This window comes from Candidatus Jettenia sp. AMX1 (assembly GCF_030263775.1).
Classification (GTDB): domain Bacteria; phylum Planctomycetota; class Brocadiia; order Brocadiales; family Brocadiaceae; genus Jettenia; species Jettenia caeni.
Genome location: NZ_SZPP01000065.1, coordinates 1 through 16,054, shown reverse-complemented (window position 1 = coordinate 16,054; position 16,054 = coordinate 1). Strand labels below are relative to the sequence as shown.

Genomic DNA, 16,054 nt, shown 5'->3' with positions numbered 1-16,054 from the left:
CACGGGTACTGACATATTCCATATGCATCATATATACCTTGATAAAAAGATAAATTCAAAGAAAAAGTCGTTGGGTTTTGTCTTTTAAAACCCAACCTATTTAAACAGAACTATGTAAGGATAGTTGATACTATTCATTATATCTAGCGTTTGTTGATATTATCAGGAACAACCTGAACCTGTGTGGAAAGTTTATAGGTATCGCCTGCCGGAGAAACAAACTCTGCTTCTGCAAAGAAGGCTTTGAAGCCTGTTCGGGGCGTTGCAATATCCATAGAGGCCTGACGATGGTTTTTTTCTGTCTCCAATTCACAGTTTGACCAAGTATCGTTGCGGAAATCACGGTCATCAGATAGAGCAGTCCATAACCGGAATTTTTTTACTGGCTGGTCTGCTCTCATAGTGATTCTGACCGGACCATCAGCGCCGTCTTTTATCTGCCACTCCACTTTCGGCAGTTTCTGACCATCAGCAATCATTTGAAACCATGCTGCTAATGTCCGTAATGCGTCTTTACCATCTCCGAGGTTATGACCAGCATTGGGAGTTTGATAAACCAATTTGGGTTCCGGCAAGTCATTCCAGTAGTGGCGGAGAGAATCAACAACCCAGTAGGGATCGTTTGTTCCAAGGAGAAGCAACTTCGGCATAGTATAGCGCTGCCGGTAGCTGTAAGGGTCTATCCATTCCCGCAATTTAACCATAAGAGGATTATCCATGCGCTCAACAAGATTGAGATTGGTATAGTCAGAAATTTGTTCGCTTTGTCTGCCATACATCTTTTTGGCCCACCCGGTCTGCGCTTTCATATTTAACATATCGATGACCATGGGAGCGATAGCTACAACCCGTGAGTCAACAGCGCCAGTAAGCCATGCAGTCCAGCCACGTTTAGAGGCGCCAGAGACTGCAAATATATCAACCTTTTGATGATATTCTTTCCGGATAAATGCTTGAATTGCATCCATTCCGTAAACAACACTTTTAACCATCGGGAACAGTAAGGGCCATGTTTCATCTTCTGTTTTTAAATATTGATCGAGGGTATAGGCAATTAACGCATCTTCTTTAAGATTATCGAAAAGTGGCTGGTTAGGAATTTTAGTAATAACTGCAGAAACGGCACCTGCCCTTTGAGCAATGAGATATAATAATTCGAGATCTCTGCTTCCATCGCCATCTCCCGTAACAAAGAGAAATACAATCTCAGGGTGACGCACAACATTAGGCCGAAGCACCTGTAAATGGTGGTTCCAGGACAGGCCTTGCCATGTTTGCGATATCATTTCTAAATGGCTGACCGTAGCATCACGCATTTTTTTCTGTTCGATACACTTCCACTGAAAACAGGTATCCTTCTGATGAATATATTTTTCCAGCGCCTGTGAATGTACAGGCGTAATAAAAAATATGGGGACAAATATCAGAATGAAAAAAGCGATGTTGCTTTTAACTAACCAGGAGTAGCGAATAATTATATTTTTAAACAGATACATACAAACTCCTTATAGTGCCTTTTTAAAAAGAGGGAAAAAAGCAAAAGTTTTTTTCAGGAAAGATAAACGTATCCAAACGGTAGAGTTATAATAATCCCGCCCGGTCTTTATCCGTCTTTTCAGAAGGCCAATAATAGGCATCCGGGGTATTTCTGGCGCCGAAGATGGCAGTGCCGATACGCACCATATTTGCGCCTTCCTCAATTGCTATCTGATAGTCACCTGACATACCCATAGAGAGATACTTCATTTGTACCCTGCCAATGCCCTCTTTGATAATAGCATCGTGTATCTCTTTCAGCACCTTAAAACAAGCGCGGATTTTTATTTCGTCCTTTGTGAACAGACCGATAGTCATGAGCCCATATATCTTTAACGTTTCGTATTTGGCAGTCTGTTTTACCAGAGAAATTGCTTCTTCTGGCGCTATGCCATATTTGCTTTCTTCATGAGAAGTATTAACCTGAATGAGAATATCCATAGAGCGACCCTCTTGCTGAAGCCGATGATCTAATTTCTCAACTAAAGGCAACCGGTCTACAGAATGGATCATATCTGCAAATTTCAGGACGTCCTTGATCTTGTTCGTTTGAAGATGGCCGATAAAATGCCATTCCGCATCCTCATTTTTTAGTGCCTCATATTTCTTCAGGGCCTCCTGGATCTTATTTTCTCCGATAATACGTCCGCCTTCCCGAATGGCCTCGCGTATCCGTTCAGAATCTACCGTCTTGGTAGCCATAACGAGAGTAATATCTTCTGGTTTTTTCCCTGCCTTTATAGCGGCATGGGCAATGTTTTGCTTTACTCGTTCCAAATTTTCTTTAATTGACATGTGATCTCCCAAAGCTGCGATAGTAGTATCAAATTAATCCTGAATCTTTTCTCTAGACTTATACCTGTTCATCTCATTAAGATTAAATATAGAGTGCAAGTTCAAGTATAGACATTTATAATAAATTAACGTGGCATGTCGCTCCGTAAAATACCAAAGAAATACCTAAAAACTAAGGTAACAAGAGAAATACCCTGAAGAGTACCGTTAGGATAACAAAATTGGTAGATTTAATCAAGACAGTACAGAGGCGTTCATGTAAAGATACTGTGTACTCCGTATGAACATTCATACGGTGGACGCTTCGCTAGTTCACCCTACTCATAAACGCCGTTTTCAATCATCGTAGATTAAGCAAAGCAAAATTGCTTTTTCTCTAAAAAGAGTTAGGAGGATTATGAGAAATATAGTATTTGGTATTGTACTGGTCACGAGGAGGATTTTTACCTGTTGCTTCTTGTGTTGCCTGGCCGGTGTATCTTTATTGTGTGCACTATTCGCAACCATTAACCCGTTAGTATATGGTTTGCCCTTATTACAATCGGTCGTTTATGATGCGCAACCTCCAGCCTATAATCAACAACCTGCTGCAAGCGCGCCAAGGGCAATTACCGGTCCAGCTTCGAGCATTACCCATAACTCAGCAACGCTCAGTGGAACGGTAAACGCTAACGGATTAGAAACAAAAGTCTGGTTTCAATACCGTGTTATCAATGGATTATCCTTAAATACGTTCTCAACACAAAATGTAATTGGGACAAGCGATACAACGGTAAACACCAGGGTAATCCGATTACTTCCGGGAACGACATACTATTACCGGCTTATAGCACAAAACGAAGCCGGTATCAGTTATGGAGATGAGCTAATGCTCACCACTATACATATTAAGCCATATATCACGACAGATATAACTCCGCCTGTTGGTTCTATAAGCATTAACAAGGAAGCCTACTATACCAACTCTTCTGTCATTACTTTAAACCTTTCCGCCAGCGATGATATAGGCATCATGGGTTATTATCTCTCTACAAACCCTATTGTGCCGTCTGCTTTGGCGCCCGGCTGGATATCGGTTCCTCCCTATGCTGCATATACTGAAAAGTTTACAGAAGATGTTCCGTTTACCTTAAGCGATGGAGATGGCCATATTACGGTATATGTGTGGTATAAGGATGCCGCCGGGAATGTATCCGACAAAAGTAGCGATTCTATTATGCTGGATACAACACCACCATCAATAACGATTATCAGTCCTACCACGAATTCCACCTATAGCACGACCAGCGATACGGTAGTTATTAGCGGGAGCGCCTCAGATAGTATAAGCGGAGTAAATAGTGTAATCTGGAATATCGATAAAGAAGGCGGCGTAACAGAAAACAAAACTGTTGATTGGACTACTTCAGACATACCGCTATCAAGCGGAAATAATATGATAACCATAAAAGTTATGGACGGCGCCGGGAATATAGAGAAGCACATGATAACCGTAACATCTTATCCCGATAATATTCCTACTGTAGTAACAGGCCCTGCAACAAACATAACAACAAATCTGGCGACGCTTCATGGAGTGGTGAATACAAAGGGGCTGTCAACAACAGCATGGTTTCAATATGGTACGGCAAGTGGATCTTACAGCAGTAAATCATCGGTACAAAGCATTGAAGGAAGGACCGATGATACCTTAATAAATATTCGTATAAGCGGCTTAAAGGCAGGAAAGACATATTACTACAGAATTGTCGCCCAGAATAGTGCGGGCACTGTCTATGGAAGCGAAATGCTATGTAATACCGCATCGCCAAAAGGTAAGATTTACGGGCATGTAGTCTCCTTTGCCAGAGGCAAACCCGTTGCCTTTGCGCGGGTAAGACTGAAAGGGACTTATGCGAAGAGAAAGCCTTTCAGGACAATAGTTACCGATGAGAATGGATTTTTTAGATTCAAGGATCTTGATGCGGACAGGTACAGTATCTCTGTAACAAAGAAGGGCTTTGTGAGTACCACCCAGATGGTAGAACTTAAAGAGGGTGTGAAAAAAAAGATAGATTTCCCATTGAGAGTTCGCTAGGGTCGTCGTGCAGAAATTATAGAGATACAGCAGGAATTTTTATTTTAAATCCCTAGGAATTACTGTTAAAATCAAGAGGCGCGGAAAAATAAAATAAGGGGCAGTTCTTATATCTCTTTGTATATTTACTATAAATCTGATAGGAATAAGTTTATGAGATTTACAAAGATGCACGGTATTGGCAATGATTACATTTACATCAACTGTTTTGAAGAAGAAGTAAAAGAACCAGCGAAGTTAGCTCCCCGTATGAGCGATAGGCATTTTGGCATTGGATCAGATGGAATCATACTTATCCTGCCATCAACGGTGGCGGATTGTAAGATGCGCATTTTTAACGCTGATGGCAGCGAGGCGCAGATGTGTGGAAACGGTGTCCGTTGTGTTGCAAAATATATATATGATCATAACATTACGAGAAATAATCCGCTGACGGTTGAGACCGTGGCTGGCATTAAAAGCATTGAGCTTTTTACGGATAACGGAAGGGTATCCGGTGCAAAGGTGAATATGGGAAAACCCCGGCTTCTGCGGTCGGAAATCCCCATGCTTGGCAAGGAAATAAAGGAAACATCGGTAATTGATGAATTGTTGACCATAAGCAATGGAATATCATGGAGGATTACCTGCGTTTCTATGGGAAATCCGCATGGTATTATTTTTGTTGATAATTTGGATCTCGTTAATATATCAAAACATGGCATAGAAATTGAGCACCATCCTGTATTTCCGGAACGGATAAATGTCCACTTTGTACAGGTACACAACCCTAAAGAAGTTACCATGAGGACATGGGAGCGCGGTTCGGGCATAACACTGGCTTGTGGTACCGGGGCTTCGGCTGTATGCGTCGCAGGCGTTTTGAATAAAAAGACCGAACGTAAAATCCTGGCACATCTGCCAGGTGGTGATTTAAAGCTTGAATGGGCTGAAGATGGGAACGTTTACATGACAGGCCCAGCCGCAGAGGTGTTTACGGGCGAATGGCATTGATATATTCAGGCGGGGGGGAGGCAAGGCTGAACAGGCTGTCCGAGAATGCAATTGCTACCTGCCATAACTATATGTTGCGCCTATTGCAATAGTTAATCAGTATATAGTACAGTTTTGATCCGTAAAAGCAATTCTCGGACAGCCTGTGAAGTCTTGCCCTACATTTTGAAAATCACATTGGCAAGGTATTCGTATAAATTTTGCATGAAAACATATTCTATCAAGCGGGTTTTTTTTCTCTTCATGGTAACACTCATAGCTGGCTGTGCAACCTACAGGGCTCCCGCTTTACAAAAATCTGTCTGGGAGGATACATCGTATATCTTAAGGAATATCCAGGGGGAGGTGCGCGACCTCTCATTACCAGAGATATGGGAAATTTTAATTTCCAATAACGCCAATCTTACCTCATTGCGTTCAAGCGTAGATATAACTCTTTCCACACCAGATCTCAAAAGTCCCCTTCGCTGTAATGGGTTAGTATTATACCACAAACCGAAAAGCTTACGGATAATAGGTTCTAAATTTGCCACAACGCTGTTTGATATCATCTCCGATGGCAATAAGTTTTGGTTATATATTCCTGTAGAAAATAAGGTTTATACCGGTACATGCAATACATCTCATAAGATTGAGGCGCTTGGTATCAATATATTTCCTGGAGATATAGTAAGTCTGTTTAATTACCAGGAGCACTTATCCGGGGAAAAGCCTGCCCTGGAAACGTGGCCTTCCTACTGGCTGGTTCATCTCCTGGAGATGGATAAGGAGTATCTCCGCCTTAAAAAAAACTTATCAATAGACAGAATAAACGCTGAAGTATTTCGGTGTGAATTGTTTAACGCAGATGGTTCGATACGATTACAGGCTATATTCAGCAATTATATAACTCATAATGGATGCAGGATACCCCAGAGGATAGATGCGCGCTGGCCTGAGTATAGTAGTACTGCCCTTGGCATAGCTTTTTCTCATATTACTGTCAACACGGAATTCAATCCGAAGGTATTTACCCCCACAATACCAAAGGGAGCGCACGTAATTGATCTGGACTAAATTACCTCTTCGTTTTCAGCATTCATAATCTTTTCTACACGGCGGGCATGTCTTCCTCCGTCAAAAGGGGTCTCCAGCCATAGTTTAACCTTTTGCTCCAGAAGTTCTTCATCCACAATATCAGCGCCGATACATAACACATTGGAATCGTTATGTCTTCTGCTCATTTCTACAGTATAAAGATTATGACAGAGCGCAGCCCGCACACCCTTTACCTTATTAGCGACAAGAGACATACCGATTCCGGTGCCGCAGATAAGAATTCCCCTGTTACACTTGCCGGAACCCACAGCCCGGGCTGCTTTTATTCCAAAATCCGGATAATCTACGGATTCGGCGTCCGTCGTAGTGCCAAAATCTACAACCGTGTGCCCCATTTGAGTCAACATAGATGTCACACGTTTTTTAAAATCAAAACCTCTGTGATCTGATGCTAATGCAATCTTCATGTATTGTGTTTATCCATAAAAACTTTTCATAGGTATTTTACATAGTATGCTTTGCCAGATTGTTTTCGATACAACTTCGTATTGCAGACTCCGAGATAATGCCATGGCGAACGATTTCTATCGTTTCGCCGTGTACCTTTACCACCGTAGAAGGGGAACGAAGCCGTGTTGAACCGCCGTCGAGGATCATGGGAATTTTCCCTCCGAGATCCATGAGCACTTGCTGCGCGTCTGTAGCGGGCGGGTAGCCGGAGATGTTTGCGCTCGTTGTAACGATGGGTACTTTTGCGGCGCGGATCAAATCGCGCGTTATCGTATTATCGGGAAGTCGTATGCCAAGGCTTGAGCCGTTCTTGAAGGGAAAAATAAGAGTTAACGCGCCAGGCCAAAAGAGATCCATCAGTTTTTTTGCTGTTTTCGGGACATGATTGATATATTTTTTCATATCATCCCGATCTGCGATCATCAGAGTAAGTCTCTTTTCTTCCGGCCTGTTCTTTACTTCGTAGATGTGCGCTACAGCCGCAGGATTGTCTTTATGCGTACCCAATCCATATACCGTTTCTGTAGGAAATGCAACCAGTTCACCGATCCTCAATGCCTGTGCCGCTGCTTCTATATGGCTCCAATAAAGTCCTTGTTCTTTTACATTCAGTACTATCGTCTTCATAGTAATATTTTTCTTTAGTCTATAAAAATAATATTATACCATAGTCTAAGTTCTCCGCGTACATATTTCAACATCTTTTATGCCTTGACAACAAATTGTTAAATTTGGTAGAGTTTCTACATGAAATTAAAAATACCGTTATTCCTTTATTTTTCTATGCTTTTCGGCGGTTTTTCTATCCTTATGCCCTTCAGCAGTACTTCGCTTATTGCCGGGGAAGAGATTATGAATATAGATGAGGTGCAGCCTGGCATGAGAGGATACGGCAAAACAGTTTTTATCGGCGACCGGATTAGTCTCTTTAATATTGAGGTGCTGGGGATATTAAGAAACTGGGATGCAAAGAGCAATATGATCCTGATAAAGGTGTCGGGCGGGCCTTTGGAGAAAACAGGTGTTATTGCCGGTATGAGCGGGAGTCCTGTGTATATTAACAACCGTTTAGTCGGCGCTCTTGCTTACGGGTGGACTTTTACCAAGGAGGCTATTGCAGGCGTTATCCCGATTAATGAAATGAGAAATTCCCTGCTTCATGCGCCGGCCCAGGAAGTTCCCATACAGCCTGCTCCCATAGATTGGGAGCTGCCGCCTTCCGTACACGACGATATAGCAAAAGGGCCACGCGTTACTTCTTTAGCGCCCCAAAATATAATGGAGAATGATACGAATGCTATAAGGCTCACACCAATCTTATCCCCTTTAGTAATATCTGGCATTGATAATAGGGTCTTACAAGGTATGCAATCCCTCTTTGGAAATTATGGATTATATCCTATACAAGGAGGGAGTTATGCTTCTCATACGAATTTGTCCGGGAAAGCAGATCTGGTTCCGGGCGCATCAGTTGCCGCCGTCCTGATTAAAGGCGATCTTAGCGCCGCCGTTGTTGGTACAGTAACGTATGTGGAGGGAAATCATATCCTTGCGTTTGGACATCCGTTTTTACATACAGGAAACACAAACCTTCCTATGGCATCTGCGTATGTCTATACTATTCTTTCAAGCCAGTCTAATTCGGTAAAAATGGCTTCTCCGGTAGGGATTGTGGGCCGGATAAGTCAGGATAGAAAGCCTGGAATTGCTGGTATTCTTGGTGAATCATCAAGGATGATACCTTGCCATGTTGAGGTTCAAGGCTCGCAAAAACTTACCTATAGTTTTGAAATCGTCGATAATAACGTCTTAATGCCCAGCCTTATCTTGATGGCAGCCCAAAGCGCCGTGTTATCTACAGAAAGAAAATTAGGGGAGAAATCGGTACATATAAAACTCTCCATGCAAGTCCAGGGGCATGAAGAACCTATTGTTGTTGAAAATGTTTTTTACGAACTTGACCAATCGTGGCTTCCTCTTACCCATATAATTCAGCCTTTATCTATGATAATGAATAACCAGTTCCAAAAGGTAAGACTAAATCATATTGATCTTAAAATAGAGGTGTCTGATACCCGGAGGACGGCCTATATTGAGGCCATTAAGGTAGATAAAAAGCATGTCAAGCCGGGCGATACCTTACAGGTCGATGTGTGCCTCAAGCCATTTACCGGAGAGAGTTTTTATCAAACGGTAATGATGAAAATACCCGAAGATACCCTTCCGGGAAGCACGCTCAATATTACCGCTTGTGATGCTACGTATGGCCAGGCCTTGAATATGGGTCGCGCCGCTGGAAGGTATTTGCCTGTCGATTTCCATCAGCTTTTACATTATGTTGAGAATATGGAAAAAAATAATAATCTCACCGTACGTATCCTCCTGCCAAAAAGAGGGCTTACCTATAAGGGAGAAGGATTTCCTTCACTTCCCTCTTCAATGCTCTCTATTATGAGTTTTTCCAACCAAAGCGGGATTGGTCCACTTATGGATGAAGTAATATCGCGTGTGCCGACATCGTATATGCTGCTCGGGAATCAAAGCATTTCAATATCGGTTAAATAAAATAAAAGGGATAATTTATGAAAGATTTTTTAGTGTTAAAGCTGTTCATGGTGTTTTTTTTTATCCTTCTGTCTTCGCATGCCGATGGCGCAACCACTGCCACGTGGATACAATCGAAAGAATCTGAGTTTAATAAAGGCATTACCCAAAATGTATCTATTCACAGCACAGGCGAGATACAACTTTCTCCGAGAATAGAAGAAATCTCCGGGATTAAAAGCGCCTTTATCTGGTCGATGGCAACGGATGCACAAAATCAAGTATTTGTTGGCACAGGCGATCCCGGAACGGTTCATCTTATAAAGAACGGTTCAGAAGCCGTAGAACTTTTCAAATCGCCTGAACTGTATGTTCAGAGCCTTGCCACGGATGCCTACGGAAATCTTTACGTAGGAACCTCGCCCAGAGGGGTTATTTACAAAATAAATAATCGTGGTGAGGCATCGGTATTTTGCAGCTTGCCGGTATCATATATCTGGGACATGGCAACAGATAGCAATTCAAATCTTTTTGCTGCAACAGGGAATGGAGGTATTCTATTCAAAATTTCTCCCGATGGTATCCCGGAAATATTTTTTGATACTACAGAAACGAATCTGTTAGATGTCCTGCTTGACCAGGATAATACTATCTATGTTGGAACAGAACCGAACGGTTTAATCTATAGGATTGCACCATCTGGACAGGCGCAAATACTCTACGATGCAAACGAGAGTGAAATCCATTGCCTTGCAATGGATTTATTGGGTAATGTATATGCCGGAACAGCATCGGGCGCACAAGCACAGGTACCCGCAGCAGCAATAACCCAGCCGGCGCCTCAAGCAGGATCGGTCGCCCCAGTTTTAAAAGAAGGATTGGCCTGGGATCTGAACATTCCCGAAGAACTGCCTATGGTACAACCTGTACCAATGGCAGTGCAAAGATCTGTATCAAGAGATATTGGTGCGCCATCAAAAGTTGCAGGCGTTCCAAATATACCAAACTACATTTATAAAATTACCCGGGAGGGACTTGTTAAAAAAATGTTTGAAATCGATCAGGCATTTATCCTTGGCATGTCTTTGGATAAGCAGAATAATCTCTACGCAGTTACCGCCAATAATTCCGGAATATATAAGATCAACCAGAACGAGATCTCCAGCAGTCTGGCAAATGTAGAGGAAGTACAGGTGCTTTGCTGTCTCAGCACGCAGAATGATGAGGTGTATATTGGCACGGGGAATGTGGGAAAGGTTTGTAAGATATCCCCTTCTTATGCAAAAGAAGGTACCTTTTTATCAAACGTACTTGATACAGCCACGTTATCAAATTGGGGCTGTATTTCCTGGACAAGCAAACAGCCTGAGGGCACACGCGTTATACTTGCTACCCGTTCAGGGAATTGCGAAAAGCCGGATGTGACGTGGGATAACTGGTCGCCGCCTTACCTGTCCCCTGGCCGGAAAATAACGAGCCGCCCTGCCCGTTTTATACAGTACAAAGCAATTTTAGAGACAACGAATACCGAGACTACTCCTTCACTCAACACGGTATCATTATCATATCTTCCAAAAAATCATCCCCCTGCGATTATCAGTTTTACGATAGAAAAGGATGTTCCTTCATCGCAAAAATCCTCTAAGACAAATGGTAAGGTGGAAATAAAGCCTCAGACGCCTGCTGGCCAAAAGCCGCATTATCAAATAGCGCAAAAAAGTATTCAATGGGAAGTGGAAGACCAAAATAACGATACCGTACAGGTGGTAGTGTATTATAAGGGCGGTGATGAAAAGGCATGGAAAATTATTGATAAAAATACACAAAAGAAAGGGACATATGCATGGGATACCCTGCGCCTGCCTGACGGAGAATATTACATCAAATTGGTAGTAAGCGACGAACCCGACAACCCACCCGAAACAGCTCTCAGCGCAGAAAACACAGCGCCGCCCGTGGTAGTTGATAATTCAAGGCCTGTCATCCAATCTTTGAGCACTATGGATAAAGCGGACGGAAGGTGTGTCGTCTCAGGTTCTGCAAAAGATGACCGCAGTTCTATTGTAAAGATTCAGTACACCGCCGACGGGCAGGAGTGGATATCTGCCTATCCGGTGGACGGTGTTTTTGATAGCACAGAAGAAGCTTTTCAAATCACCACGAAACCCCTTGCTCCTGGCGATTACACCCTTATCATCAATGCATTTGATGGCGAAGGAAATATTGGAGCGGAGAAGGTAATGATAGAAAAAAATAAATAAAGATTCTATTTGACTTCGGACGATAAAATCGATAAAAGAATACAGGAGAAAAATAATTCGGGGCGTGGCTCAGTTTGGCTAGAGCGCGACGTTCGGGACGTCGAGGTCGGAGGTTCAAATCCTCTCGCCCCGACCAATGTACTGGGATAAGAGGTAATTATTTATCATGGAAAATTCACAAAAGATACGTAGCCTTGTATAGCAAATATAATTTCGTAAAAGACCCATGCTGAATACGGTTCGCGTATTGCTTTCCACATAACATGCCTACAAAGGATAATTGCAAGGTATTACCCTTATTCCCAAAATTTAGCCTTTGGCATTATCTGTTATTGTTAATGCCTATCTCCGTTATTGCCTACCATAATCATTTTCCTGCTATTATTACTTTTGCCCTGGCTTCGGCAGTCCTCGTACCCCTTGCTCACTTTCTAGGCGAGGCCACGGAAGTGCTTTCTGAAAAAACGGGAGAACATTTTTCTGGCATTATCAATGCTACTTTTGGCAATGCAGCGGAACTGGTTATTGCCATCCTTGCGATCAAGAGTGGTCTGATAGATATTGTGAAATATTCACTGATAGGATCTGTCATTGGTAATATTCTCCTTATTTTGGGACTAAGTATATTTGTAGGAGGTATAAAATTCGGAGAGTTAAAGCTTAGTCCTAAAATTACCGGTCCTACGATCATCCATCTCTCTATGGCTGCTATGTGTTTCGCTGTACCCTCAGTCTTTGCAAAAGAAGACAGCTTGCTTTTAATTAACAAATACAGCGTCAGCATCGCAGTAGTTCTGTTAATCGTTTACTTTGTAGGGATGCTTTATGCGATTATCCATCGTGAGGATAAAGAGGCTTCTCGGGTTATCCATGAGGCCATTGAAGCCACAGCGCCTCGCTGGAGTATGGCAAAAAGTCTTGCTATCCTTGTTTTGGCAACAGGCGGACTTGTCTATATGTCAGAAATATTAGTGCACCAGATTGAGCCTCTTGTTGAATCAGCGCACATCCCGCCGGCTTTTATGGGTCTCATTATATTACCGCTCGTTGGCAATGTGGCTGAACACTCGGTAGCTATCAGTAGCGCAATGAAGAACAAGATCAATCTGAGTCTCGCTATTGCCGGAGAAAGCAGTGCACAGATTGCACTCTTTGTTTCGCCTATTTGTGTCCTTATCGCCGGCGCCTTTGGTGAAAATTTTAACCTGATCTTTAATAAGATCGAGTTGATTACCCTGGGCATGTCTGTCGGCGGCACATGGCTTGTTGTCCATGATAATAAGAGTAATTGGCTGGAAGGATTTTTGCTGCTGGCCTTCTATCTCATTATTTCAATCACCGCTTATTTCTTGTAAATCGTTTTTCTTTACTGATACATGATGCTAATAAATCAGAGGTAAATTAAGAAAAATAGAAGTTGCAAATTGTCTGATATTGTGTATTATTCTATGAAGTTTTATTTTTACATTTTGAAAAACAAATTCTTAACGAGTAGCGAATCCAATCATTTATACAGACCTTGAGTAAGCATTGCTAGCAGCAAATTCACGCCTCGTAATACAGTAAGCCTATGTTAAATTTTGTTATAAGTCCTTCGCTGAAGAGATTTTTATCTTATGTAAAGCCGTATCGCTGGTCAATCATAGCAGCTACCTTTTGCGGACTGCTGAAATACAACATTCCTATAATCTTTCCCTGGATCTTTAAAGATGTAGTTGATCGTTTGCTGTCGCCTTCTTCGTATAATATTGTAAAATTACATTATACTATGCTGGCCTTGATTGCTATCTTTGCATTTTGGGCTGTGGTTACCTATTTAAGATCCTATCTCGCTGACCGAACCAGCCAAAGACTTATTTTCGATTTACGGCATGAGTTATATGTCCACCTTCAGCGCATGTCCCTGAGTTTTTATGAGAAGCGCAGGGTGGGGTCGGTTGCATCTCGTCTGCTGGGAGATATCTCGGTTGCTCAAAATTTTGTAGGCGCTGCATTTACGAATACGGTAATGGACGCAAGCTCGTTATTCCTGATTGCTTTTCTTCTTTTTCTCATGAACTACAAATTGGCGCTGGTGTCTATCGCTATTTTCCCTTTTTATGTTTTCTTAAACAATCTTTTCAAGGCTCGAATCAGAAAAACCAGTTTACTGGCTCGTGAAAAGATGGAAGAGATATCCGGAGACGTTCATGAAAAGCTCAGTGGTATTTCCATCATACAGTCTTACACGCGGGAGAAGTCGGAAGAGAAAAAATTCTTTCAGGATAACCGTGAATATTTATCCTATCAGTTGGAAAATGTAAAACATAATGCCGCTGCTGCGTCTGTAATCGGTTTCTTAACTTCTATCGCCCCTGTTCTTGTAGTCTGGTATGGAGCTGTGCAGGTTATTCATGGCCATCTTACCGTTGGAGAATTGACTGCGTTTTATGCCTATTTGGGTATGTTTTATACCCCGCTCAACCGGCTTACCGAACTCAATATCCTTTTAGCCAATTCCCAGTCTGCGATAGAGAGGATTTTCGAGGTATTTAATACTTCGCCAGAAGTTGTCGACCATTCTGCTGCCAGAGAAACCGGACCCATGAAGGGCGAGATTGAGTTTTCGAATGTTTATTTTGCCTATGAATTATCAAAGATTGCCCTGAAGGATATCAATCTGCGCATACCAGCGAACAGTACCGTGGCGCTCGTTGGCCCGAGTGGTTCTGGTAAATCTACTTTTGCCAAACTTATCCCGAGATTTTATGATGTCTCGGCAGGAACAATTACTATTGACGGCTTCAATATCCGGGATCTTAAATTAAGTTATTTAAGAAGGAAAATTGCTACGGTGCCCCAGGACCCTATTTTGTTTTCCGGAACAATTTATGAAAATATTATATTCGGTAAACCCAATGCTACGAGAGAAGAAGTATCCCTTGCAGCTCTTTCTGCTAATGCCCATAATTTTATCTGCAAACTGCCAAAAGGATATCAAACAGAAATTGGTGAAGACGGCCTGAAACTTTCAGGCGGGCAGAGACAGCGCGTTGCGCTGGCACGGGCTTTTTTAAAAAATGCGCCAATCCTGATTCTCGATGAAGCAACTTCTTCCTTGGATTCCGAAGCAGAGAATCTGATTCAGCAGGCATTAAAAAGATTAATGCAAAACCGGACAACCATAATCATAGCCCATCGGCTCTCTACCATTCAGTCGGCAGATATAATTGTTGTCTTTGACGGCGGAAGGATTATAGAAGTTGGTAGCCATCAAGAACTGTTGGAGTTATATGGACTCTACCATCGGCTTCATGAAGAGCAATTTCATAAGATGTTTATAGAGTCTGTTGGATAATGGCTCAGCAAAGATTTTCCTATTTTCTGTCGGTATTTTCCCGTAGGGGCAGGTTTTAAACCTGCCCCTACCCATTGCGGGTACATTGAGTCCATATATTCTGCACGGAACACGGAATCAATAATGCTATTGTTCTCATAGTCTCAGAGTCGGGGGAAATATTCCCAATTAAGGTTCAGGTTACAAAGGGGAAAGGAAAGGGGTCAAATCTTTATCGTTGGCGTGCCCAGCGAAGGGTACTGCTTACTAACGGGTGCGAATCCCGTCATGGTAAAAGCCTGAGCCATGTAGCTTGGATGGCAGGAGGATATAGAAACATTACCTTTCCCTCTGCCTCGATGCCCGCAAAACTCTTTCCATCGATTCCGGGCGCACCATCGTTGCCTTTGCCAATCGATAGGCCTCTCTCAGGACTTCTTTCTTGCAGATATGGCAGTACAGTCCTCAAAACCTCCATTGCTTCTCGGTCTTCACCTTCCTGTATATCTTTCTCCTCAGTTCCTGCAGACCTAGGGAAGCCTTTGTCATTTTTCTTCGCTCCGGCAAGGTTGTGTTGTCCTTGCCATCCTCACTACTATGGACTCATCCGCCACCCTCTTGTCTGTCTGCCCATTTCGCCGTAGGACTTATAGGGCTTACCTTCGCTCCTGATATTTCTATCAGGGGCAAGGAGGGTTTCCCCAGTTGCTACCTCTCCTTTCCCTCCGTGTCGCCGCTGATACCCCGCCACCGTCCTTTTCCTATTAGCTAATTTAGGCCAGAGAATTCCGCCTTCGCCTACTATTGACAGGCTCGGCCAGTGGTATTTGACTTTTATGAGGCTACCTCTACGTTCACGTACGTTACGACCCGGCTAGTTGCTCACCGGCCTTACGCCGACTTTGTCGATGGGCTTCAGAAGGTAATGTTTCCCTATCCTCCTGCCATCCAAGCTACATGGCTCAGGCTTTTACCATGACGGGA

13 protein-coding genes and 1 tRNA gene are annotated in these 16,054 nt (G+C 42.8%); 8 read left to right on the top strand and 6 right to left on the bottom strand.

The window, feature by feature from the left end; genetic code table 11:
• Positions 1-143: 143 nt before the first annotated feature.
• Positions 144-1,496 carry a PhoPQ-activated pathogenicity-related family protein gene (locus FBQ94_RS16055; protein WP_007220476.1) on the bottom strand — a complete coding sequence of 451 codons (1,353 nt, stop codon included), beginning with the start codon at positions 1,494-1,496 and terminating at the stop codon, positions 144-146.
• 85 nt (positions 1,497-1,581) lie between these two features.
• Positions 1,582-2,331 carry a YggS family pyridoxal phosphate-dependent enzyme gene (locus tag FBQ94_RS16050; protein WP_007220477.1) on the bottom strand — a complete coding sequence of 250 codons (750 nt, stop codon included), beginning with the start codon at positions 2,329-2,331 and terminating at the stop codon, positions 1,582-1,584.
• A gap of 397 nt (positions 2,332-2,728) precedes the next feature.
• Here FBQ94_RS16050 and FBQ94_RS16045 point away from each other — a divergent pair, with 397 nt between their 5' ends.
• The 3 genes from FBQ94_RS16045 to FBQ94_RS16035 all read left to right on the top strand — a co-directional run bounded on the left by FBQ94_RS16045 (position 2,729) and on the right by FBQ94_RS16035 (position 6,457).
• Entirely contained in the window at positions 2,729-4,408 is a 1,680-nt protein-coding gene (locus FBQ94_RS16045; protein ID WP_007220478.1) for a carboxypeptidase regulatory-like domain-containing protein, read from the top strand.
• 153 nt (positions 4,409-4,561) lie between these two features.
• Complete coding sequence (gene dapF, locus FBQ94_RS16040) at positions 4,562-5,401, top strand: diaminopimelate epimerase (RefSeq protein ID WP_007220479.1); 840 nt, start codon at positions 4,562-4,564, stop codon at positions 5,399-5,401.
• A gap of 243 nt (positions 5,402-5,644) precedes the next feature.
• Entirely contained in the window at positions 5,645-6,457 is an 813-nt protein-coding gene (locus tag FBQ94_RS16035; RefSeq protein ID WP_007220480.1) for a LolA family protein, read from the top strand.
• Here the strand turns inward: FBQ94_RS16035 and rpiB are convergent.
• Positions 6,454-6,906, bottom strand: a complete 453-nt coding sequence (gene rpiB / locus FBQ94_RS16030) for a ribose 5-phosphate isomerase B (RefSeq protein ID WP_007220481.1) — start codon at positions 6,904-6,906, stop codon at positions 6,454-6,456. The genes FBQ94_RS16035 and rpiB overlap by 4 nt on opposite strands.
• Positions 6,907-6,943: 37 nt before the next feature.
• Positions 6,944-7,576, bottom strand: a complete 633-nt coding sequence (locus FBQ94_RS16025; protein WP_007220482.1) for an L-threonylcarbamoyladenylate synthase — start codon at positions 7,574-7,576, stop codon at positions 6,944-6,946.
• 120 nt (positions 7,577-7,696) lie between these two features.
• On the opposite strand from FBQ94_RS16025, the gene FBQ94_RS16020 reads away from it, so the two are divergent.
• The 5 genes from FBQ94_RS16020 to FBQ94_RS16000 all read left to right on the top strand — a co-directional run bounded on the left by FBQ94_RS16020 (position 7,697) and on the right by FBQ94_RS16000 (position 15,091).
• Positions 7,697-9,514: a SpoIVB peptidase S55 domain-containing protein gene (locus FBQ94_RS16020; RefSeq protein WP_007220483.1), complete on the top strand. Its 1,818-nt coding sequence runs from the start codon at positions 7,697-7,699 to the stop codon at positions 9,512-9,514.
• Positions 9,515-9,531: 17 nt separating this feature from the next.
• Positions 9,532-11,754: a hypothetical protein gene (locus tag FBQ94_RS16015; protein ID WP_007220484.1), complete on the top strand. Its 2,223-nt coding sequence runs from the start codon at positions 9,532-9,534 to the stop codon at positions 11,752-11,754.
• Positions 11,755-11,812: 58 nt separating this feature from the next.
• A tRNA-Pro gene (locus tag FBQ94_RS16010) sits at positions 11,813-11,890 on the top strand.
• Positions 11,891-12,092: 202 nt separating this feature from the next.
• Positions 12,093-13,109, top strand: coding sequence for a calcium/proton exchanger (gene cax / locus FBQ94_RS16005; protein WP_040543443.1), 1,017 nt, complete (start codon positions 12,093-12,095; stop codon positions 13,107-13,109).
• A 215-nt stretch (positions 13,110-13,324) separates the two neighbouring features.
• Positions 13,325-15,091: an ABC transporter ATP-binding protein gene (locus FBQ94_RS16000; protein WP_007220486.1), complete on the top strand. Its 1,767-nt coding sequence runs from the start codon at positions 13,325-13,327 to the stop codon at positions 15,089-15,091.
• A gap of 265 nt (positions 15,092-15,356) precedes the next feature.
• On the opposite strand, the gene FBQ94_RS15995 is transcribed toward FBQ94_RS16000, so the two are convergent.
• Both FBQ94_RS15995 and FBQ94_RS15990 read right to left on the bottom strand, forming a co-directional pair.
• Complete coding sequence (locus tag FBQ94_RS15995; protein WP_285442260.1) at positions 15,357-15,548, bottom strand: hypothetical protein; 192 nt, start codon at positions 15,546-15,548, stop codon at positions 15,357-15,359.
• Positions 15,549-15,665: 117 nt separating this feature from the next.
• Entirely contained in the window at positions 15,666-15,821 is a 156-nt protein-coding gene (locus FBQ94_RS15990) for a hypothetical protein (RefSeq protein ID WP_285442259.1), read from the bottom strand.
• Positions 15,822-16,054: the final 233 nt, after the last annotated feature.

Excerpts from the sequence above, each read along its gene's own strand:
- FBQ94_RS15995 (WP_285442260.1), bottom strand. The coding sequence starts at position 15,548 with ATGGAGGTTTTGAGGACTGTACTGCCATATCTGCAAGAAAGAAGTCCT.
- FBQ94_RS16025 (WP_007220482.1), bottom strand. The coding sequence starts at position 7,576 with ATGAAGACGATAGTACTGAATGTAAAAGAACAAGGACTTTATTGGAGC.
- FBQ94_RS16050 (WP_007220477.1), bottom strand. The coding sequence starts at position 2,331 with ATGTCAATTAAAGAAAATTTGGAACGAGTAAAGCAAAACATTGCCCAT.
- FBQ94_RS16000 (WP_007220486.1), top strand. The coding sequence starts at position 13,325 with ATGTTAAATTTTGTTATAAGTCCTTCGCTGAAGAGATTTTTATCTTAT.
- FBQ94_RS16020 (WP_007220483.1), top strand. The coding sequence starts at position 7,697 with ATGAAATTAAAAATACCGTTATTCCTTTATTTTTCTATGCTTTTCGGC.
- FBQ94_RS16045 (WP_007220478.1), top strand. The coding sequence starts at position 2,729 with ATGAGAAATATAGTATTTGGTATTGTACTGGTCACGAGGAGGATTTTT.
- FBQ94_RS16035 (WP_007220480.1), top strand. The coding sequence starts at position 5,645 with ATGGTAACACTCATAGCTGGCTGTGCAACCTACAGGGCTCCCGCTTTA.
- FBQ94_RS16055 (WP_007220476.1), bottom strand. The coding sequence starts at position 1,496 with ATGTATCTGTTTAAAAATATAATTATTCGCTACTCCTGGTTAGTTAAA.
- dapF (WP_007220479.1), top strand. The coding sequence starts at position 4,562 with ATGAGATTTACAAAGATGCACGGTATTGGCAATGATTACATTTACATC.
- cax (WP_040543443.1), top strand. The coding sequence starts at position 12,093 with ATGCCTATCTCCGTTATTGCCTACCATAATCATTTTCCTGCTATTATT.
- FBQ94_RS16015 (WP_007220484.1), top strand. The coding sequence starts at position 9,532 with ATGAAAGATTTTTTAGTGTTAAAGCTGTTCATGGTGTTTTTTTTTATC.
- rpiB (WP_007220481.1), bottom strand. The coding sequence starts at position 6,906 with ATGAAGATTGCATTAGCATCAGATCACAGAGGTTTTGATTTTAAAAAA.